General features: G+C 59.9%; 21 protein-coding genes. 13 read left to right on the top strand and 8 right to left on the bottom strand.

Annotated elements, in window-relative coordinates; genetic code table 11:
• Positions 1–18 precede the first annotated feature (18 nt).
• The 6 genes from P8X48_06975 to P8X48_06950 form a co-directional block, all read right to left on the bottom strand.
• Positions 19–576, bottom strand: a complete 558-nt coding sequence (locus P8X48_06975) for a DJ-1/PfpI family protein (GenBank protein MEJ2107058.1) — start codon at positions 574–576, stop codon at positions 19–21.
• Complete coding sequence (locus tag P8X48_06970) at positions 573–1376, bottom strand: divergent polysaccharide deacetylase family protein (GenBank protein ID MEJ2107057.1); 804 nt, start codon at positions 1374–1376, stop codon at positions 573–575. The genes P8X48_06975 and P8X48_06970 overlap by 4 nt, the downstream gene beginning before the upstream one ends.
• Positions 1376–2689, bottom strand: coding sequence for a S41 family peptidase (locus P8X48_06965; GenBank protein MEJ2107056.1), 1314 nt, complete (start codon positions 2687–2689; stop codon positions 1376–1378). The genes P8X48_06970 and P8X48_06965 overlap by 1 nt, the downstream gene beginning before the upstream one ends.
• 82 nt (positions 2690–2771) lie before the next feature.
• A complete protein-coding gene (locus tag P8X48_06960) occupies positions 2772–3923 on the bottom strand; it encodes a peptidoglycan DD-metalloendopeptidase family protein (protein MEJ2107055.1) in 1152 nt (383 codons plus the stop codon).
• A gap of 44 nt (positions 3924–3967) precedes the next feature.
• The gene (gene gpmI / locus P8X48_06955) at positions 3968–5302 is read right to left on the bottom strand and encodes a 2,3-bisphosphoglycerate-independent phosphoglycerate mutase (GenBank protein MEJ2107054.1); all 1335 of its coding nucleotides are present in this window, start codon (positions 5300–5302) and stop codon (positions 3968–3970) included.
• A 6-nt stretch (positions 5303–5308) separates the two neighbouring features.
• Positions 5309–5551, bottom strand: a complete 243-nt coding sequence (locus P8X48_06950) for a hypothetical protein (GenBank protein ID MEJ2107053.1) — start codon at positions 5549–5551, stop codon at positions 5309–5311.
• A 187-nt stretch (positions 5552–5738) separates the two neighbouring features.
• Here P8X48_06950 and P8X48_06945 point away from each other — a divergent pair, with 187 nt between their 5' ends.
• The 11 genes from P8X48_06945 to P8X48_06895 all read left to right on the top strand — a co-directional run bounded on the left by P8X48_06945 (position 5739) and on the right by P8X48_06895 (position 15611).
• Entirely contained in the window at positions 5739–6086 is a 348-nt protein-coding gene (locus tag P8X48_06945) for a metalloregulator ArsR/SmtB family transcription factor (GenBank protein ID MEJ2107052.1), read from the top strand.
• Positions 6087–6170: 84 nt separating this feature from the next.
• Entirely contained in the window at positions 6171–6581 is a 411-nt protein-coding gene (locus P8X48_06940; protein MEJ2107051.1) for a rhodanese-like domain-containing protein, read from the top strand.
• A 1-nt stretch (position 6582) separates the two neighbouring features.
• Entirely contained in the window at positions 6583–6840 is a 258-nt protein-coding gene (grxC, locus tag P8X48_06935; protein ID MEJ2107050.1) for a glutaredoxin 3, read from the top strand.
• Positions 6841–6894: 54 nt separating this feature from the next.
• Complete coding sequence (gene secB / locus P8X48_06930) at positions 6895–7344, top strand: protein-export chaperone SecB (GenBank protein ID MEJ2107049.1); 450 nt, start codon at positions 6895–6897, stop codon at positions 7342–7344.
• Between the two features lie 15 nt (positions 7345–7359).
• Complete coding sequence (locus P8X48_06925) at positions 7360–8370, top strand: NAD(P)-dependent glycerol-3-phosphate dehydrogenase (GenBank protein ID MEJ2107048.1); 1011 nt, start codon at positions 7360–7362, stop codon at positions 8368–8370.
• Between the two features lie 251 nt (positions 8371–8621).
• Positions 8622–9203 (top strand): DUF4402 domain-containing protein, encoded by a 582-nt coding sequence (locus P8X48_06920; protein MEJ2107047.1) that lies wholly within the window; start codon positions 8622–8624, stop codon positions 9201–9203.
• A 116-nt stretch (positions 9204–9319) separates the two neighbouring features.
• A complete protein-coding gene (locus P8X48_06915) occupies positions 9320–9838 on the top strand; it encodes a DUF4402 domain-containing protein (protein MEJ2107046.1) in 519 nt (172 codons plus the stop codon).
• Between the two features lie 269 nt (positions 9839–10107).
• Positions 10108–10650 (top strand): DUF4402 domain-containing protein, encoded by a 543-nt coding sequence (locus tag P8X48_06910; GenBank protein MEJ2107045.1) that lies wholly within the window; start codon positions 10108–10110, stop codon positions 10648–10650.
• Between the two features lie 73 nt (positions 10651–10723).
• On the top strand, positions 10724–11665 hold the full coding sequence (locus tag P8X48_06905; protein MEJ2107044.1) for a fimbria/pilus periplasmic chaperone: 942 nt from the start codon (positions 10724–10726) through the stop codon (positions 11663–11665).
• Between the two features lie 161 nt (positions 11666–11826).
• Positions 11827–14457 (top strand): hypothetical protein, encoded by a 2631-nt coding sequence (locus P8X48_06900; protein ID MEJ2107043.1) that lies wholly within the window; start codon positions 11827–11829, stop codon positions 14455–14457.
• 368 nt (positions 14458–14825) lie between these two features.
• Positions 14826–15611 (top strand): DUF1566 domain-containing protein, encoded by a 786-nt coding sequence (locus P8X48_06895; protein MEJ2107042.1) that lies wholly within the window; start codon positions 14826–14828, stop codon positions 15609–15611.
• A gap of 9 nt (positions 15612–15620) precedes the next feature.
• Here the strand turns inward: P8X48_06895 and trmL are convergent, their stop codons facing one another.
• Both trmL and P8X48_06885 read right to left on the bottom strand, forming a co-directional pair.
• Entirely contained in the window at positions 15621–16085 is a 465-nt protein-coding gene (gene trmL / locus P8X48_06890) for a tRNA (uridine(34)/cytosine(34)/5-carboxymethylaminomethyluridine(34)-2'-O)-methyltransferase TrmL (protein MEJ2107041.1), read from the bottom strand.
• 51 nt (positions 16086–16136) lie between these two features.
• A complete protein-coding gene (locus tag P8X48_06885) occupies positions 16137–16856 on the bottom strand; it encodes a ComF family protein (GenBank protein ID MEJ2107040.1) in 720 nt (239 codons plus the stop codon).
• Positions 16857–16921: 65 nt separating this feature from the next.
• On the opposite strand from P8X48_06885, the gene bioF reads away from it, so the two are divergent.
• Together bioF and P8X48_06875 are read left to right on the top strand one after the other, a co-directional pair.
• Positions 16922–18073 carry an 8-amino-7-oxononanoate synthase gene (gene bioF / locus P8X48_06880; protein ID MEJ2107039.1) on the top strand — a complete coding sequence of 384 codons (1152 nt, stop codon included), beginning with the start codon at positions 16922–16924 and terminating at the stop codon, positions 18071–18073.
• Positions 18070–18560 (top strand): alpha/beta fold hydrolase (locus P8X48_06875; protein MEJ2107038.1); only part of this gene is annotated, 491 nt, incomplete at its 3' end. The genes bioF and P8X48_06875, both read left to right, overlap by 4 nt.

Below are 18560 nucleotides of genomic sequence, written 5' to 3'. Positions count from 1 at the left end.
TCCTCCGTGTACCGAAACTCAAAGCTGTGGACGCTGCAGGGCGGCCTCAACCGCGTCCCGCGTTTTCCTGTCGGAAAGGATTTCGATCAGGCTGAGGGAGAAATCCATCGCGGTACCCGGACCGCGCGACGTAATGATATTGCCATCGCGCACCACGGGCTCGTTGCCAAGGTGAACATTCGGATATCTATCCGGATCGATTGCGCCCGGGAAGGATGTAGCCTTGCGGCCGTCCAGCAATCCCGCTGCGGCAAGCACGGCCGGCGCCGCGCAAATGGCAGCTGTCAGTCGATTGTCTGCCGCCATTTCCTGCAAGCGTATCCGGATTCGCTCATCCTTTTGCAGATTAGTCGCGCCGGGCTGGCCTCCCGGCAGAACCATCATGTCGAATTGCTCCTGCAGCGCCTGGTCCAGGCCCATGTCCGGGATCACCACCGTTCCCCGGCTGCCCTGGACCGGACCCGGTTTCAGGCCAGCGGTGACTACTTCAATCTGGCCACGCCGCAACAGATCCACGATGGTGATCGCCTCGAGATCCTCGAAACCCTCGGCAAGTGGAACCAGTACGTGCGTCAAGGTTCGCTCACATTGGTCTTGAGTGCCAGGATGAGAGAGAGCGGGACCAGCCGCACATCGCCCTTGTACAATGATTTGAGGCGCTCACGCAGGACTTTCAGGGTTTCCGGATACGGATGGCCAATCGCAATGGCTGTTCCGTGGAGTCGTGCAATGTGGAAGAGCTGATCCAGCCGTTTGTTGATGGCGTCCGGCGATCGGTCATTGTCCAGGAAGACGTCGCGGGACAGGGAAGGAATGCCATACTCCGCCGCGGTCTGGCGGACGACGCTGTGAGGCGTCGTCAGCGAGTCGACGAAGAAGAGATCGGGCCGCAGGATGTGTATGGAATCCATAAGGCGATCCATGGCCGCGTCGTCCTGTGTATATTGGCTACCCATGTGATTGTTGATAGCGACGGCGAAGGGTACAGTCTTCAGGCTCTGTTGGAGAGAGGACTCGACGGAGTTCAGGTCCATTTTGTCGACCAGCGATCCCGGTCCGAGCAGGTCCTTGCGAACGGTAGGTTCCAGCGGCAAGTGAAGCAGTACTTCCTTACCGGCCTGGTGAACGCGTTTTGCCAGCGGCGTGGAATAATGCAAATCGGGCAGGATGGCGCAGGCCACCGGACCGGGCAGATTTAACGCCTCCACACCCCGGTCCAGATTATTGCCCAGGTCATCGATGATAATTGCGACCAGGGCGGGCCCGGCCGACTTCGCGATCGCGCTCCCGACAGGGAGTGCCAGCGCTGCAAGCAGGACCGCGCAGAGCAGTATTCTGACGCGTCGGGTTTGTGGCTCGCCCGCCGCGTGAAACATCACTGCCCCTTGTTCTCGCCCATGATGGTGATGCCCTTGAGCAGGTTCAGGGCCTCGCGCAACTGGAAGTCCCCATCGGTCACGTCCTTCGATTCCTTGGCTGTCTGGGCGTCATTCTTGTCCTTCCCTACCCGTTTCAGATGACGCGCGAGGTCGGCCTCTTTCAGCGTCGGCTCGTGCTTGGCGACGGTGAGCTTGCCTTCCTCGGTGACGATGTCGGGCTCAATCCCCTCCGCCTGGATGGACCGGCCCTTGGGCGTGTAGTAGCGCGCCGTGGTGAGCTTCAGGGCGCCGCCGTTGCTCATGGGTATGATGGTCTGTACCGATGCCTTGCCAAAGCTGCGCGTGCCCATTATGACGGCACGGTGATGATCCTGCAGTGCGCCGGCAACGATCTCTGACGCGGATGCCGATCCGCCGTTGATCAGCACCACCATGGGGGCACCCTTGAGGGCGTCGCCGGGGGTGGCGGAATAGCGCAGATCCGAATCAGAAGTCCGGCCCACGGTGTATACGATCAGACCCTTGTTCAGGAAAGTGTCGGCGACCGATACCGCAACGGGCAACACCCCGCCGGGATTGTTGCGCAGGTCGAGGATCAGGCCCTTAAGAGCATGTTTATTCTTCGTACGCAGCCAGCGCAACGCCTTGGTCAGGCCCTTGCCGGAATTGCCCTGGAACTGGGTGATACGCACGTAGCCGTACCCCGGTTCCAGCAAGCGGCGCTTGACGCTCTGCAGCTTGATCACGGCGCGCTCGAGCGTGAAGTCCATGGGTTTGTCGTGGCCTTCGCGCACGATGGTCAGTTCAATCCGCGTCCCCGGTTTGCCGCGCATCTTGCGAACGGCTTCGTTGAGACTCAGGCCTTTGATGGATTCCTTGTTGATGCGAACGATCAGGTCGCCGGTGAGCAGACCGGCCTTGGCCGCGGGCGTGTCCTCGATCGGTGTGACTACCTTGACGAAGCCGTTTTCCATCGTCACCTCGATACCGAGGCCGCCAAACTGGCCTTCCGTTCCGATGCGGATTTCCTTGTAGCCTTCAGGATCAAGGTAAGCCGAATGGGGGTCGAGTCCCGACAACATTCCCTGGATTGCATCCTCGAGAATCTTCTTGTTGTCTACCGGTTCGACATAGTCCTGTTGTATGCGCGAAAACACCTCGGCAAAGGTCTTCAGCTCGTCCAGCGGCAGCGGCGCCAGGGCGTCCTGAACCGTGGGCTTCTCGGCGCGCACAGCGTGCTCTACGGTGACCGCGGCGCCGATAAAAACGCCCAGCAAAAGGATCAGTACATAGCGCGTGGTATTTCGCATCGTCAACTCTCAGTTCGCAGTGCCTGCGGACAGGACACTCTCCATCGGAATCTCTGTTCTGCGGTGGGGAATGGCAGGTCTCCTAGCGGAGCGCGCACCAACGCAGGGGGTCGTTGGGTTTGCCCTGGTGTCGCACCTCGAAATACAGACCAGGATGAAACGGGCTCCCGGTACTTCCCATACTGGCAATGACCTGACCGGCCTCGACCGGGTCCCCGACCTTTTTATACAGGCTCTCGTTGTTACCGTACAGTGTCATATAGCCATCACCGTGCTCGATTATCAATAATAGCCCATATCCTTCGAGCCGGTCGGCGAACACGATCTTCCCCGGATAGATGGCGCGCACCTGCTGTCCTTCGCGGCCGCGGATGAAGATGCCTTTCCAGCGCATGTCGCCATAGCCGGTTCGGGGTGCGCCAAACCGGGCAGTGATGCGGCCCGAGGCCGGAAGCGGCAGCTTTCCGCGCAGGCGCCGAAACGGTTTTGTTCCCGACGGCAGGGTACGGGTTTGCGTTTCCTTGACATCGAGTTCGCCCATCAGGCGATCCAGTCTTTTCTCCGCCTGGCGGAGATCACGAATCCGTTCGCTCTGGCTGTGCACGCGACGGTCCAGGCTGGCGAGCAGGGTGCGGCGCTGTGATCGCGAGTGCTTGAGTCCGCGGGAGTTTTCTTCGTATCGCTTTTGTGCCAGCTCCAGCGTCCGGGTTTCGCCGCGGATCTTCTCTTGCAGGGTTTCCAGGCTCGCGAGCTTGTCATGCAGCGTCGATATGCGATCCGCGCGGGCGAGTGCGAAATAGCGGTAATAGGTCAGCACGCGACTGACGGTATCCGGGTCTTGCTGGCTGAGCAACACCTTCAGGTACGGTTGGCGGCCGACGACAAGCGCGGTTCGGGCCTCCTGACCAAGCTGCTGGCGTTGGTGCGCCATGCCGGCCTCCATTCGCGACCGCCGGGATTCAAGTTGTCTGAGCTTTCTCCGGGCGCTGCGCAGCTGAACACGGGTTCGTTCCAGCGATTTCCCCTGTTGGTTGATGCGCTGTTCGAGTTGGCGAAGCGCGGATCGGGCGTTCTCGCGTTGGGATTTGGTGCGATCCAGTTGTTGCTGTAGTTCCTGGATCTGCCGGTGTATGCGGGTACGCTCCGCCTCGGTATCGGCGCGGGCGATCCCGGCGGGAATCATCAGTAACGCCAGAAACAGAATCGGGGCTCGCAATACCGTTGGGTGTGACATCTCTCCCGGGATTTTCACGGATTCCCTGGCGGGGGTCGAGGGGTTCAGCCGGCTGCGCTTTCCGGCGCTTCCTTGCTGTCTTCCGCCAGGCTCATCAGCGGGCGACCCGTCATTTCCGCCGGGATCGGCAGGCCCATGAGATAGAGGATACTCGGCGCGAGATCCTGCAATGCTCCGGACGCGGCCATGGTGGCGGGGCGACCGACGTACAGGAAGGGGACCGGATTGGTGGTGTGCGCGGTGTGGGCCTGTCCGGTAGCGGGATCGAACATCTGTTCGGCATTCCCATGATCGGCAGTGACCAGCAGTTCGCCGCCCACTTCCTGGAGCGCCTCAACCAACTCTTCGATACGGCCGTCGAGGAATTCGATCGCCTTTACGGTCGCATCGAAGTCTCCCGTGTGACCGACCATGTCCGGGTTGGCAAGGTTGCAGATGATGGTGTCATAGGTGCCACTGCGGATTGCTGCCACCGCTTTTTCCGTAACCTCGCCCGCGCTCATCTCCGGCTTGAGGTTGTAGGTCGCGACATCGGTAGGCGAGGGTACGAGGATGCGGTCCTCGCCATGAAAAGGTGCCTCCACGCCGCCATTGAAGAAGAAGGTTACATGGGCATATTTCTCGGTCTCGGCAATGCGCAACTGTCTTTTTCCCAGGGAGGCGAGATAGGCGCCGAGCACATTCTCGAGTCGCTCTGGCGGAAAGGCAACCGGTACATCGAATTCGGAGTTGTACTCTGTCAGGCTGACGAAGCGCCCGAGCTTGGGGGTGCGCTCGCGATGGAAGGCGTCGAAATCCGGTTCGATGAATGGGCGCGTAATCTGGCGTGCGCGGTCCGAGCGGAAATTCATGAACACGACCACATCGCCATCATTCACCTGAATAGGCTGCGTGCCCGACGGGACGATGGCGGTTGCCTTGACGAATTCATCGGTCTCACCGCGGGCATAGGCCATGTCCAGCGCCTCCTGTGCAGTGGGCGCCTGGAATTCTCCCTTGCCCTCGGTGATCAAATCGTAGGCGGCCTGGATCCGCGGCCAGCGGTGGTCCCGGTCCATCGAATAGTGGCGGCCGATGATGGATGCAAAACGCCCGCCGCCCAGGCTGGCGAAACGGTCTTCCATGGCCTGGATGGACGACGCCGCGCTTTGGGGCGGGGTATCGCGTCCGTCGAGAAAGGCGTGCAGGTATACCTGTTTTGCCCCCCGCTTTACCGCCAGTTCCGCCATGGCGTGTATGTGTTCCTCGTGGCTGTGTACACCGCCGGGCGAGAGCAGGCCCAGGATGTGGACGGCGTGGCCATTTTCAATAGCGAGATCGCAGGCGTCGGTCAGGACCTTGTTCTTGAAGAACATGCCGGAACCGATGGCACGATTGATTCGGGTCTATTCCTTGTACACCACGCGACCGGCGCCGATATTCAGGTGTCCGACCTCGGAGTTGCCCATCTGGCTGGCGGGCAGCCCGACCGCCGCCTGGGAGGCGTGGATCAGGGTGTGGGGGTAGTCATTCCAGAGGCGGTCCCAGTTTGGTTTCCGGGCGGCGGCAATGGCATTGTTTTCCGGGTCTTCCCGATAGCCCCAGCCGTCCAGGATCAGCAGAAATACGGGTTTGGGTATAGAGCTCATACGGGCAGACTCGGTGTTTCTCCTGCGACACAGCAAATTTGCCCCGCCGCTGACGACCAGGGCTTCTCAAATACATCGTTATTGTATAATGTTTTAATATACGTGACAGCACCTATCACCGGATTGGTGTGGTATTGGCACCGCGGACATCCGGTCCAATTGGCAAGAATTCAGTGAGGCAGGGTTAATGAGCCTGGCAGCAGAGACCATGGAAAATGTATTGATTAGCAGCGAAGAGGATATCCATCAGGCTTCCCGTTCGCTCAAGGCGATGGCGCACCCGCTGCGCCTGAAGATCCTGTGCCTGCTTGGCAGCACCACCGAAGTCAGCGTTCAGGACATCGTCGAGCAGGTTGGCACCTCGCAGAGCAATATTTCCCAACACCTGTCGATCCTGCGCGACAAGGGCATCCTGGCCTCACGCAAGGACGCCAACAAGGTGTACTACCGGATCAGCGATCCCAAGATTCTCAATCTCATCGGTTCCCTTCGCGACGCATTTTGCACCGCCGGCGGCTCCATACCGATGTCCTGATCCGCTATCTGTCGGTGCTTCGCCGGCATCGACAAGCCTGCCCTAATCTGGTTTTCTATCGACCCCTTCCGGGAACCCGCAGCGATGAAATTCGTCATTGAGAACTGGTATCTGTTCGCCGCCCTGGTGGTGATTCTGGTCATGATTGCCTGGTCGCCGTTGCTGCGCCTGATCTACGGGATCCGGACGTCGGCGGTCCAGTCTGCCGTGAACCTGATCAATCGTGAATCGGCCGTGATCGTCGATGTTTGCGAACCGACCGAGTTTCAGCAGGGACATCTGCCGCGAGCGATGAATATCCCGCTGGGAAACCTGGCAGCGCGCGTGAATGAACTTGAAAAATATCGGCAGCAACCCATTCTTGTAACCTGCCGGTCCGGAAACCGTTCGATTCGTGGCGCCCTGACCCTGCGCAAGAACGGGTTTGCGCAGGTGTATTCGCTGAACGGTGGTCTGATGGCATGGGAAAAGGAGCATCTACCTGTCGAGAAGTGATATGACGAGCAAGGTACGCATGTATTGCACGGCCGGTTGCGGCTATTGCCAGATGGCATTGCGGCTGCTCGGCAAGAAGGGTGTTGAGGTAGACAAGATTCGTGTCGATCTGCAACCGGAACTGCGTCAGGAAATGGCGCGTCTGACCGGGAGCAATACGGTTCCCCAGATCTACATCGGGGATCGGCACGTAGGCGGCTATACGGATCTGGCGGAGCTGGACATGGACGGCGAACTGGACGAGATGCTGCAGGACTGACCGGATTCCCCCGACAGGAACCGGGAAATACAACAACAGACGACGGGAGCAGACGTGTCCGACTCACAACAGGCGACTGATATCCAATTTTCCCTGGAGAAGATCTATGTCAAAGATCTCTCCTACGAGGCCCCCAATGTGCCGGCGGTGTTTCTGCAGGAATCGCAGCCTGAGCTCAGTGTGCAAATGGATATGAGTCACGGTCGGGTCGATGGGCAGGAAGGGATCTTTGAGGCCGTGCTGCAGCTGACGGTAACCGCCCAACAGGATGAGAAGAACATCTTTCTGGTGGAGGTTCACCAGGCGGGCCTGTTTCGCATCCAAGGCATTCCAGACGATCAGATGTTGCCGGTTCTGGAGATCAATTGTCCGAACATCCTGCTTCCCTATGCGCGGGAAGTTGTCTCGTCGCTGGTGGGTCATGGCGGGTTCCCGCCGCTGTTGGTCAACCCCATCAATTTCGAAGCCCTGTTTCAGCAACGCCACCAGCCCCAATCGGCCTGAGGCCAACCCCCGCACATGAACCCCGGTTCTCAAGCGACGCCTATCGCCGTGCTGGGCGCCGGTTCCTGGGGTACGGCCCTGGCAATCCTACTGTCGCGCAACGGACACCGGACCCTGCTCTGGGGTCACGACCCGGCCCGCATCGCGCAGATGGCGCGTGAGCGCTGCAACAACCGCTACCTTCCGGGTCTTTCCTTGCCCGATTCGCTGGAGCCCCACGAAGACCTGACGCAAGTCGCCCATGAAGTGACGCGATTTCTGGTCGTGGTGCCCAGCCATGCCTTTCGCGCCACACTGGCGCGTTTGGCCCCGCGTCTGCAGCCGAACTCGGTGCTCGCCTGGGCCACCAAGGGGCTGGAGCCGGGCACGGGAAAGTTGCTTTCCCGGGTCGTCGAGGAAGAGCTGGGCGCGGACGTCGCTGCGGGCGTGATCTCCGGACCAACCTTCGCCCGGGAAGTGGCGCAGAATCTGCCCACGGGTCTCACCGTGGCCTCCACCCGGGAAGCGGTGGCCGAGGAGATTGCTTCCTGGCTGCGCAGTGATCGCGTACGGGCCTATACCAACAGCGATGTCGTCGGCGTGCAGCTGGGTGGCGCCATCAAGAATGTCATCGCCATCGCCGCCGGCATCAGCGACGGCCTCGGTTTTGGGGCCAACGCGCGCGTGGCCCTCATCACCCGCGGTCTGGCCGAGTTGACCCGGCTCGGTGTGGCCATGGGCGGGCACGCGGAGACCTTTATGGGGCTGGCCGGTGTCGGTGATCTGGTACTGACCTGCACCGATGACCAGTCGCGCAACCGGCGGGTCGGGATCGGCCTGGGCCACGGGCGCAAGCTGGCGGAAATCATGGCAGAACTGGGTCAGGAGGCCGAGGGCGTGAGCACCGCTCGGGAGTTGCTGGCAGTAGCGCGCAAGTACGGGGTCGATATGCCCATAACCGAACAGACCGCCCGCGTGCTCGAAGGCAAGTCCTCTCCCCAGGAGGCGGTAGAGGCCCTGCTGTCCCGGGAACCCCGGTCCGAATAACTCCCTGATTTCGCTCGGTCGAGATCGCTTGATTCCAGCCCTCAAGCGGCTGTCCTACAGCACAGATTCCCCGCTTTCGTGCGAAAGTAGTTGAATTGGCACGGCTTTCGCATATGCTCGCTTGTGAGCAGCGAAAATATAGGATATGACTTGTCCCATCGTGGATTGGGCCGCGAAGATCGTCGGTGCGATTCGAACACGTCCAATTCTGCGCTGTATTTGCGGTTGTTCCGGGAAAAAGGGGCCAAGGGATGAAGATTCCAATCGGAATCAAGGGATTTCTGGGCGTTGCCCTGGTCCTGAGCCTGGCTCAGGCCGGCCCGGTGTCTGCTGCCCCGCCGCCACCCGGTTGGAAAGTCAACAAACCCAATTGCAGGAACAATATCGTGATTACGGCGGGACAGGGCCTGGATTTCGGCATTCTGGCCTACCCACCGGGCTCAGGGGGCACGGTCACGATCTACCCGAATAATGCCTGGGACGCTGCCCAGACCAACAGCCTGGTTGGCTTGACCCTGATCGGCGGTAGCCTGCAAAGAGCCGCATTCACGTTTGATGACAGCGGCGCCCAGTACCAGGATCCGGACCCGAGCGGCTGTTCCCAATATGCGGCGACAATTACGGTGGATGCTTCCGTAACGCTGACTGGGCCTTCCGGCACCATGACCCTGGTGCCCTGGCTGGACAATAGCGGCAGCCAGACCTATCTCCCGACCACGCCTTGGAACTATAACGCAGGGCCCCTGTACGTGGGCGGGCAACTGACGGTGGCCAGCACTCAAACCCAAGGTCTGTACAGCGGCACCTTCAATCTGACGGTGAACTGGAACTAGGTTATAGGCAGCTGAAGATCGGGTTGGGGTAACTTGATTGAGAAGTAAATCTATACTAATCAGTTACTTATTAACGAATCCCGCAGTTTGATCGGGAATGGAACAGGAAAACCGGGATGGCTATGAACAAGAATCGCTGCAGAATCGGCTGGTCCAGTGCCCTTGGTTTGGCGCTGGCACTGGTTGCCGTGGACGGCTTCGCCGCCACCGGCACCGCACTGGTGCGGGCGGATGTACTGACAACGACCTCGGTTTCTGCCTCGGTGGCGCTGAATTTTGGCGAACTGACGGCAGGTCCCGACGCCGCTACCGTGGTTCTCGGTCCGGATGGGTCCCGAACCAGCACCGGCGGGGCGAACATAAACTCGGCCAGCATCAGCAGTCCGGCCACCTTTCATCTGGTCGGGACGCCAAATGCGAATTTCACGGTGAGCCTGCCGCTCGCGGTCACGTTGACCGACCGCAATGGCAATACCATGGTTGTAAATCAGTTCCTTAGCCAGCCCTCCGGGGCCAGCGTTCTGGACGCCACTGGGGAAAGGGTCCTGGCCATAGGCGGCACGCTCAATGTTGCCCCGAATCAGGTATTCGGCTCCTATTCAGGGATGATGGACGTGACCATCACCTATTACTGAACGAAACAATATATGTATCATATGGTTACTTGCAATTTCTGCTATATCACATAAGCTATTGAGAGAAACTCACTAAATATAAGATCATTTTATTAGGCAGGGTTTCGCGAGCTCAGAGGGGGCTGAAACCTTCGGTGAGCCGACTGAACATAAGTACTGCAATTGGTACGGATATTGCCTTGTCCTGGTAGTGAACCGGAGGGAGCGAGAGAGGGATGTGTCGCGCTACCGCGCCCAAAGCAAAAAAACAGAGATCAGGAGAAGATGTCATGAACTTGAAGAAGAAAATACTTGTAGGCTTGCTTGCAGCCGTCGGTCCGCTCGCGTGGGCGAACTCGGCTCTGGCCGCGAATGCGACCGGTACCGTGACCGCAAGACTGTATTCCGCTATCACGATCAGCAAGACCACGGATCTCGATTTCGGCGTTATGAGTGACGGCGGTGCCGGCGGCAGCATGACGGTGAACGGAGACAATACGACGACCGCGGGTGGCGCTACCACGTCGACCGGCGGAACGCCAGCCGCCGCGGAATTCGCCGTAGGCGGGGCGAACAATGCGGCCTACCTGGTCGATACAACGGCCTCCAGTGCCAACCTCACCAGTGGCGCCAATACCATGGCGATCACCTACACGGCCTATTCTTTCAACGATGACAATACCTACGCCACCGCTTATGCAGCTGGTACCCCGCCGAGTCTGAGCGGAACCGGTGCCGATACACTGCGTGTTGGTGGGACGGTTACGGTTGGAGCGGGTCAGGCTACGGGCACTTACACCGGTACGGTTAGTGTTACCGTGACCTACCAGTAGGGCGCGGCCCGGCTGCGAGCGGGGCATCCCGGGCGCGGATGTCCCGTTGTATTGTTGTGCTATGCGGTTAACAATGGCCGAGGAATTCAACAACAATGACGGATCGGACCTGAGACTCATGCCGGCAAGATCTACAAGACCCACCTCTGTGAAAGGCAATGGACGCTTCCGCGTTAACGGTTTCACAAGCTGCCTGATTCTGGCGATCACGCTTTGCCTCCCGCTGGAGGTCCAGGCCGCGAGCCTGATGATCGCGCCTACACGTGTGGTATTCGAGGGACGTACGCGAACCGCAAGTGTCCAGCTCGTCAATCGTGGGACCAAGACCACGGTATTCCGAATCTCTTTTGAGCGTAAGCGCATGACAGAGACCGGCGCTTTCGAGGCCGTAAAGAAACCCCTGCCGGGCGAGAAATTTGCCGATCAAATGGTCAGGTACGCACCGCGGCAGATTACCCTGCCGCCGGGACAAAGCCAGACCGTACGGCTCATGCTTCGCAAGCCTCCAAACCTCGCTGACGGTGAGTACCGCTCTCACCTCCTTTTCCGGGAGGTGCCGTCCGAAACCGGAAGCAGCATTGAGTCTCAGGGAAATCACAACAAGAGTCTCGGGGTCCGGTTGATTCCGGTTGTAGGTCTGTCGATTCCCGTGATTGTGCGCCAGGGGCAAACCAGCGCGTCGGTCACCCTGGACAAGTTTGCCATCCACTATCGGACCAGCGCGCACAAACAGGCGCAACTGGAATTCGAGGCGCATCGATCGGGCAATCAGTCCGTGTTCGGAGATTTCACGGTGTTTCATAAGGCGCCGGGCAAGACCGGGAAGCTGGTGGTGGCGGCCATCAAGGGCGTGGCGATCTACACACCGAATCCCGTGCGCAAGTTTCGCCTGAATCTGACTTCTCCGTCGGGTGAGCCTCTTGATAAGTGTGTGCTGACGGTTGTGTACCAGGCCCCCTCTCAGGATGGAGGAAAGGTCATTGCAACCCGGGATTTCAATCCATCGTCGAATTAATCGGCAAGCGACCGTTGACTGTGAAACTCTCCGCCCGCGAATGCGCTATGAAGAGGAAATCTGACCATAGCCGCAATGGAACACACAGCATAAGAACACTCTCTCTTCCCGACCCCCGATTTCTCGTTTTCGTTTTTCTGCTCGTCTCGTTTGTGCCTGTGATGGCCGCTGCGGCCGGACCCGCCGCCTCGAACGCCACTGCGGCAAACGCATCGCTCGTCGAAGAACCCGACGACAACAACCTGCGCCTACTCAGCGTTCGGGTTCATTCCTACACCTTCGATGGACTGCTGGAAGCCTACGCATCCGGCGGGTCCGTGCTGGTGCCGCTTGGCGAACTGGCATCGCTTACGGATCTGGCCATCAAGACACAGCCAGAGAAAGGCACGGCCGTAGGGTTCCTGTATGACGAAAAGCGAACCTTCTACCTCGACGTGGCGCGGCGGCAGGTGATCCTTTCCGGGAAGATCCGTCCGCTGAATCGAGACCAGGTGAAGGTCTATCCGAACGATATCTATGTCGATGCCGACCTGTTGTCACAGTGGCTTCCGTTCAAGATAGACGTCGATCTCTATTCCTCGACGGCGACGTTGCGCTCGTCCATCAAACTGCCTTTTGAGGCGCGTATGGAGCGCGAGAAGCGATTCGCCCGTTCCCTGGCGCAGCGCCGGCCAGTGGAGCACAACTATCCGGGCTATTTCGAGCCGTACGCATCTTGGTCCACTCCCTTTCTTACGACGACCATAAATGGGAGTGCCGCGCAGAACGGAACGACCGGTCAGACGGGTTTTTCCGGAAGCTATGTGGTCCATGGCACGGGCGACCTGCTGGACATGGAGTCCACCCTGTATGTCAACGGGAGCGACCAGTCTCCGGTGGACAATATCCGGTTCACCATGGGCCGCAAGGATGAAGCGTCGAGGCTGCTCGGAGCGCTGAATGCCAGCGAGTATGCATTCGGCGACGTCAATTCCCCCAATTCGGCATTGATCTCGACGCCGCACGAGCCACAGATGGGTGTCATGGTAAGTAGTTACCCGCTGGCGCGGCAGAGCGAGTACGACCGCCAGCGGTTCCAGGGAGAATTGCTGCCCGGATGGCAGGTGGAGTTGTACCAGAACAATGTACTGATCGGCTATCAGACCGAACCGATACAGGGCCAGTATATCTTTGACAACGTTCCCCTGTACTTCGGCAAGAACTATTTTCGCCTCGTGTTCTACGGACCCCAGGGCCAGAGGCGCGAAGAAACCCACAGCTACGAGTTGAGCGATGCCTTGTTGCAGCCGGGTAAGAAATACTATGGGGCATCAGCCACCCAGGGCCAGTTCGGGGGATACCATACCGGGGTGCAGTATGACTATGGACTTGCCAAGAACCTGTCCATGAGTTTCGAGTACCAGGGATTCACCCTGGGTTCGCAACAGTTGCTGGGCCAACCGGCAAGGGACAGTCAATACGGGCGTGTCGGGTTCCGCAGTCTCTTGGGCGGTATCTTCTTCGCTGGTGATGTCGTAGGTAGCTCCAACAGCGGCTCGATGTATGAACTGAGCGCGCAGGGCCGCATTGGAGATTCCACCTCGGTCAAACTACAGAATGACGTGTTGAATGATTACGTCAGCGATACTTTTCCGCTGCTCCCTGATCCCCTGGTCTCGCGGCTCTCCGTGAATCTCAATTCCGCGCTTCCCCGCGGGATGTTCTCGCGTATTCCGATCAATCTCCGGTACCAGCGGGATGGCTATGCATCCGGCGCGGAACGGCAGCAACTGGACAATCTTCTGGCCGTGTCCTACCGACGGTTTTCGGCGAGCAATAACCTGAGCTTTGTTCGCGCACCGGCGCAGGCGGACCAGCTCATCGGCACACTCGCCCTCAGTGCGCTTTCACGGAAATACAGTCTTCGCGGCGAGATCGGCTATTCGACCCAGCCCAATTCGGAGATCACGAATGCCTCGTTGACACTCGACGGGATCCGGCGTGGGGCATTCGTGTATTCCGCCGGAATCAACCGACAGTATCAGCTTACCGATACGCAGTTTCGTCTGGGCGTCAGTCGTCCCGTCGGAAAATTCGCTTTCAATGCCAGCGCTATTTACAGCACGGCAGGAAATAACAGTCTCAATATTGGCATCACCATGGGTGTTGCCCAGGAACCCCGCACCTCGGACTGGAAGTTTGATTCCCGGCCCGCCGCCGGAATGGGGGCGGTATCAGCGCGTGTCTTCCTCGACAATGACCAGGATGGGGTATTCAGCGAAGGGGATGTGCCGCTGGCCGGAGTTGCATTCAAGCGGAACGGCAGCCGCTTGCCTGGCAAGACGGGTAAGGACGGGATTCTCTTTATTACAAACCTGACGGGTCACTATCCAGTAGATCTGGCGCTGGATACCCGGACTCTGGAAGATCCGCTGTGGGTGCCGGCCTTGCCAGGCGTCCGTATCAGCCCCCGTCCGGGGTCGGTGGCACGGATCGATTTCCCGATCAGGCCCACCGGCGAGATTGACGGTACAACCTATCTCCTGCGGCAGGGGCGGAATGTCGCCTCGTCGGATGTCGTGGTCCAGCTGATCAACGAGCACGGCAAGGTGATCAAGACCCAGAAGAGTGCTTTTGACGGATTCTATGTTTTCGACGGCGTTCCCTACGGCACCTACCTGATCCGGGTGGCGCCGTCCCAGGTTGGCCGGCTGGGACTGGAATCGCCGCGATCGATCCAGCTGACCGTGGACGCCAAACACCAGTTTGTCAGCGGCATGAATATCCAGCTGAAACGCAAGGCGTCACCCTAGAAATATATTAAAAACAGTAACTTGCATGTTTTTTTGAAAATTTGGCACAAAGTTTGCTCAATTGCTAGGCAGGAAATGCGCACAAGCATCTGTTTTCATAAGGAAACATCCTGGGGCAGGCAAAAAGAATGATGGCCATACCGGCAAAAAAACGGGGTATCTTGTTGGCGACACTGATTGTGATCGTGGCCGCCATCGGTGTCCTGCTATTTCCTGCGCATCAGGCGATTCCGCCCAAGGCCGTGGTAGCGAAGGTAACTGCGCCGAAGAAGTCGGTCGCGAAAAAGCCTGTCGCTGCCCGCAGGCAGGGGATGCAAGTACCCCAGCGGTCGAAAGTTGCGCACACAAAGGTCAGGCATAATCGGCCCATGGCGAAGACCGCCAGGGTCCAGAAGGCCGTCAAAGTCCCCCTGGAGGCGCCGGCCCTCGACCAGCTTCCGGTAGAGTTCCCCAAGCCAACAAAGATCACCATTGCCGTCGCCGGAGATCCCAGGTATTCCAAGCTCGATGGCAAGGACCGGCCGCTGAAGGATGACGCGCCAAAATGGAGTTGTGTCTCCGATCACAGCACCGGGCTGGTATGGGAAGTCAAGACGGAGGACCGTGGTCTGCGGGACGCGGAGAATTTCTACAGCTGGTACAACCCGAACCATGTCGACAACGGTGGATTCTCCGGACAGCCGAATCATGGCAAATGCCGCGGGGGGATCAGTTGTGACACCCATGCCTATATCGCGGCGGTCAACAAGATGAACTTGTGCGGCTTTTCCGACTGGCGCCTGCCGACGCGACGCGAGCTGATGACCCTGGTGCAGTATCGACTGGGGACAAAGAACAAGGGCCTGATCGACAAACGCTATTTCCCGGCAGGGACCAGCGACTGGTACTGGTCAGCCGATACCGATTCCTCAAATGCACGGTACGCCTGGTACGTGCTCTACTATAACGGCCGTGACATGAAGGCCCCCAAGACCGAGGCAAAGCGAATCCGCCTTGTCCGTGGGCACATGGGGCCATCGTTTCGCACTGTGGCGCGACAGTTGCCCGGGTCAGACAAGGCAATGGCCCATGAAGGCGATGGCCCTGAGTCCAGTGCTGGCAGCGGCGCCTCGTTGCTGGCGCAACGGGTAGAAGCGACGTCCACCGCTGACTGACTTCGTATCTTATTGCCCCTCCGCAAATCCCATTTGCTTCCAGGCTTCGTAGACCACCACTGCCACCGCATTCGACAGGTTGAGGCTGCGGCTGTTCGCGACCATGGGCAGGCGAAGGCGTTCTGACGGGGAGATTGTGGCGAGCAGGTCCTCCGGCAAGCCCCGCGTTTCCGGCCCGAAGAGCAGCGTATCTCCGGCCGCATACCGCACTTCGTTGTAGTGCCTGTCTGCCCGCGTGGTGAAGGCAAGGACACGCGCGGGAGCCACCTTCTCAAGATAATCATCCCAATCGCTCCAGGTCTTCACGCTGGCGTATTCATGGTAGTCGAGGCCGGCGCGGCGGAGCTGTTTGTCGTCTAGATCGAAGCCCAGCGGCTCGATGAGATGGAGCCGGGCCCCGGTATTGGCGCACAGGCGGATGACATTGCCCGTATTGGGCGGGATTTCCGGTTGGTAGAGTACGACGTCGAACACATTCACCTCCGCTGGCGCCCTTGATAGCCCAGGGATGGACCGCGGGCAAGTTCAGGCGCGGGCCACCAGCCACACATCGATAAAGGAAACACCTTGCTTGCGCAATGCTTTCGCCAGCGCATCCACCGTGTGGCCTGTAGTCATGACGTCATCGACGATGGCGACACGCACGCCATCCAGCGGCGAATCGGCGCGAAAGGCGTGACGCACATTCTGCGCGCGCCGGCCTTCGCTCAAGGTGGTTTGGGGCCGGGTGTCACGCACGCGCGTGGCGGCCCTGGCGGCAATGGGTGTTTCCAGGCTTCGTCCCAGGAACCGGGCGATCTCCAGAGACTGGTTGTAGCCGCGTTCGCGCAGGCGTCGACGGTGTAGCGGGACCGGAATGAAGACGTCGGGACGAGGGCGGTGTGCCTCGGTGGCTGCGTTCGCCAGCAGGCGGGCCAGGGCACGGGCGAGATGCAATGCATCATTATATTTAAGGTCGATCACGAGCCGGTCCAGGGGCGGGGCGTAGCGAAAGGGCGCAAACACCGAATCAAAGTCGGGCGGAGTTCGAAGACAGCTGCCGCAAAGTGAGCCCGGTGCGACCCCCTGCGGCAGGGATGCCGCGCAACGCGAGCACTGGCTGCCACCGGCGACCATCAAGGCCTCGCAGCGGGTACAAATACCGGCGTGGGCGGGGATGACCTCGGCACACAGTGCGCAACTGCCGCCGGCCAAAGTGGTATGCCCATTCCGTAGGCGTTCGTAAACCTTTCTGATAGCTTCCATGTTGACTGCCGGGGGCAAGCCTTTACACTGCCGGACCATTCCCTGGATTCCGGGGCGACGGCGACATGATGACCGCATTGAAAGGCAAACTGCAACAGCTGCGCGACCAGAACCTGTTTCGGCGGCGAACGGTACTGGATTCGCCCCAGGGGGTCGAACTGCGCGTGGGTGACGAGACGGTCTTGTCGTTCTGCAGCAACGACTACCTCGGTCTGGCGTCGGACCCGCGTTTGATCCAGGCCCTGCAACGCGGTGCAGAACGCTACGGCGTGGGGTCGGGCGCCTCCCACCTCGTGACCGGTCACATCATGCCCCACCATGCCCTGGAAGAGGAGTTGGCCGAGTTCGTGGGTGCCGAACGCGCCCTGTTGTTCTCCACCGGTTACATGGCAAATCTCGGTATCGTCAGTGCCCTTATGGCACGGGGCCAGCGGGTCGTTGAGGACCGCCTGAACCACGCCTCCCTGATCGATGCCGTGCGCCTGTCGGCTGCAAAGGTGAAACGCTATCGCCATGGCGACGCTGCCCATGCCGGGGAGCAACTGGATGGCGAATCGGGCATGATCGTCAGTGATGCCGTGTTCAGTATGGACGGGGACCGCGCGCCGCTCGATGCATTGTTTCAACTGGCAGGGGACAGCGGGTCCTGGCTGTTGCTCGATGACGCCCATGGCCTTGGCACCGAGGGGCAGCATGGACGCGGCAGCCTCAGCCGCTCTGGTCTTCCCACAACTGATCCGGTCATTTACATGGGTACCCTGGGCAAGGCCCTGGGACCTTTTGGCGCCTTCGTGGCCGGTAGTGCCGACCTGATCGAATATCTTCTGCAAAGGGCGCGTACCTATATTTATACGACCGCCTTGCCGCCGGCCGTGGCCGAGGCTACGCGCGAAAGTCTTCGTATCGTCGCCAGTGAGGACTGGCGGCGCGATCGCCTGCGCGAGCACATTCTTCGTTTTCGCGAAGGGGCGGAACACCTGGGTCTGGAGCTGCTTCCTTCCGAGACGGCGATTCAGCCGTTGATTCTTGGTGAGGCGGAACGGGCGTTGCGTGTCGCGGATCAGTTGCGAGCGCAGGGAATCCTGGTGCCGGCCATCCGGCCTCCGACCGTTGCCGCCGGTACGGCACGCCTGCGCATCACGTTGTCTGCTGCCCACGAACCGGAACATCTTGATCGCCTGCTCGAAGGGCTCGCAACCGTGGGGTTGGCTTCGTGAACCGGATCTACGTCGAGCAACACGGGCAGGGCCCCGATCTGGTTCTGATCCATGGTTGGGGTCTGCACGGTGGAATCTGGGATGGCCTGTTGCCACAACTCACTCGCGACTGGCGGATCACAGTGGTCGATCTTCCCGGACACGGCCGTTCCGCACTGAGTCCGTCGGGCATGAGTCTGGATGATGCTGTCGACCATTTGCTGGAAATCGTTCCTTTGAAGGCGACCTGGCTCGGGTGGTCTTTGGGCGCTCTGGTGGCGTTGGCGGCAGCAACGCGTGAGCAAGGTCCCCGGCGCCTGATCCTGGTCGCCGGAACCCCGCGATTCGTGCAGGGTGGGGATTGGGAGGCGGGGATGGACCCGGCAACCCTGCAGGGTTTTGCGGACGAACTGCTGGAGGACTACGAGGGCACCCTGCGGCGCTACCACGGACTGCACGTGGGTGCCGGTGTCGATTCGCGTCAGACCATTCGCGAATTGCGCGAACG

The organism is Acidiferrobacteraceae bacterium, assembly GCA_037388825.1.
Lineage (GTDB): Bacteria > Pseudomonadota > Gammaproteobacteria > Acidiferrobacterales > JAJDNE01 > JARRJV01.
The sequence above is the reverse complement of the archived record's forward strand: the minus strand, read 5'-3'. Positions and strand labels throughout refer to the sequence as shown.

Bases quoted from the DNA above. Each gene is read 5' to 3' on its own strand.
- P8X48_06970 (MEJ2107057.1), bottom strand. From the start codon at position 1,376: ATGTTTCACGCGGCGGGCGAGCCACAAACCCGACGCGTCAGAATACTG.
- P8X48_06965 (MEJ2107056.1), bottom strand. From the start codon at position 2,689: ATGCGAAATACCACGCGCTATGTACTGATCCTTTTGCTGGGCGTTTTT.
- P8X48_06960 (MEJ2107055.1), bottom strand. From the start codon at position 3,923: ATGTCACACCCAACGGTATTGCGAGCCCCGATTCTGTTTCTGGCGTTA.
- P8X48_06950 (MEJ2107053.1), bottom strand. From the start codon at position 5,551: ATGAGCTCTATACCCAAACCCGTATTTCTGCTGATCCTGGACGGCTGG.
- P8X48_06945 (MEJ2107052.1), top strand. From the start codon at position 5,739: ATGAGCCTGGCAGCAGAGACCATGGAAAATGTATTGATTAGCAGCGAA.
- P8X48_06940 (MEJ2107051.1), top strand. From the start codon at position 6,171: ATGAAATTCGTCATTGAGAACTGGTATCTGTTCGCCGCCCTGGTGGTG.
- grxC (MEJ2107050.1), top strand. From the start codon at position 6,583: ATGACGAGCAAGGTACGCATGTATTGCACGGCCGGTTGCGGCTATTGC.
- P8X48_06925 (MEJ2107048.1), top strand. From the start codon at position 7,360: ATGAACCCCGGTTCTCAAGCGACGCCTATCGCCGTGCTGGGCGCCGGT.
- P8X48_06920 (MEJ2107047.1), top strand. From the start codon at position 8,622: ATGAAGATTCCAATCGGAATCAAGGGATTTCTGGGCGTTGCCCTGGTC.
- P8X48_06915 (MEJ2107046.1), top strand. From the start codon at position 9,320: ATGGCTATGAACAAGAATCGCTGCAGAATCGGCTGGTCCAGTGCCCTT.
- P8X48_06910 (MEJ2107045.1), top strand. From the start codon at position 10,108: ATGAACTTGAAGAAGAAAATACTTGTAGGCTTGCTTGCAGCCGTCGGT.
- P8X48_06905 (MEJ2107044.1), top strand. From the start codon at position 10,724: ATGGCCGAGGAATTCAACAACAATGACGGATCGGACCTGAGACTCATG.
- P8X48_06900 (MEJ2107043.1), top strand. From the start codon at position 11,827: ATGGCCGCTGCGGCCGGACCCGCCGCCTCGAACGCCACTGCGGCAAAC.
- P8X48_06895 (MEJ2107042.1), top strand. From the start codon at position 14,826: ATGGCGAAGACCGCCAGGGTCCAGAAGGCCGTCAAAGTCCCCCTGGAG.
- P8X48_06885 (MEJ2107040.1), bottom strand. From the start codon at position 16,856: ATGGAAGCTATCAGAAAGGTTTACGAACGCCTACGGAATGGGCATACC.
- bioF (MEJ2107039.1), top strand. From the start codon at position 16,922: ATGATGACCGCATTGAAAGGCAAACTGCAACAGCTGCGCGACCAGAAC.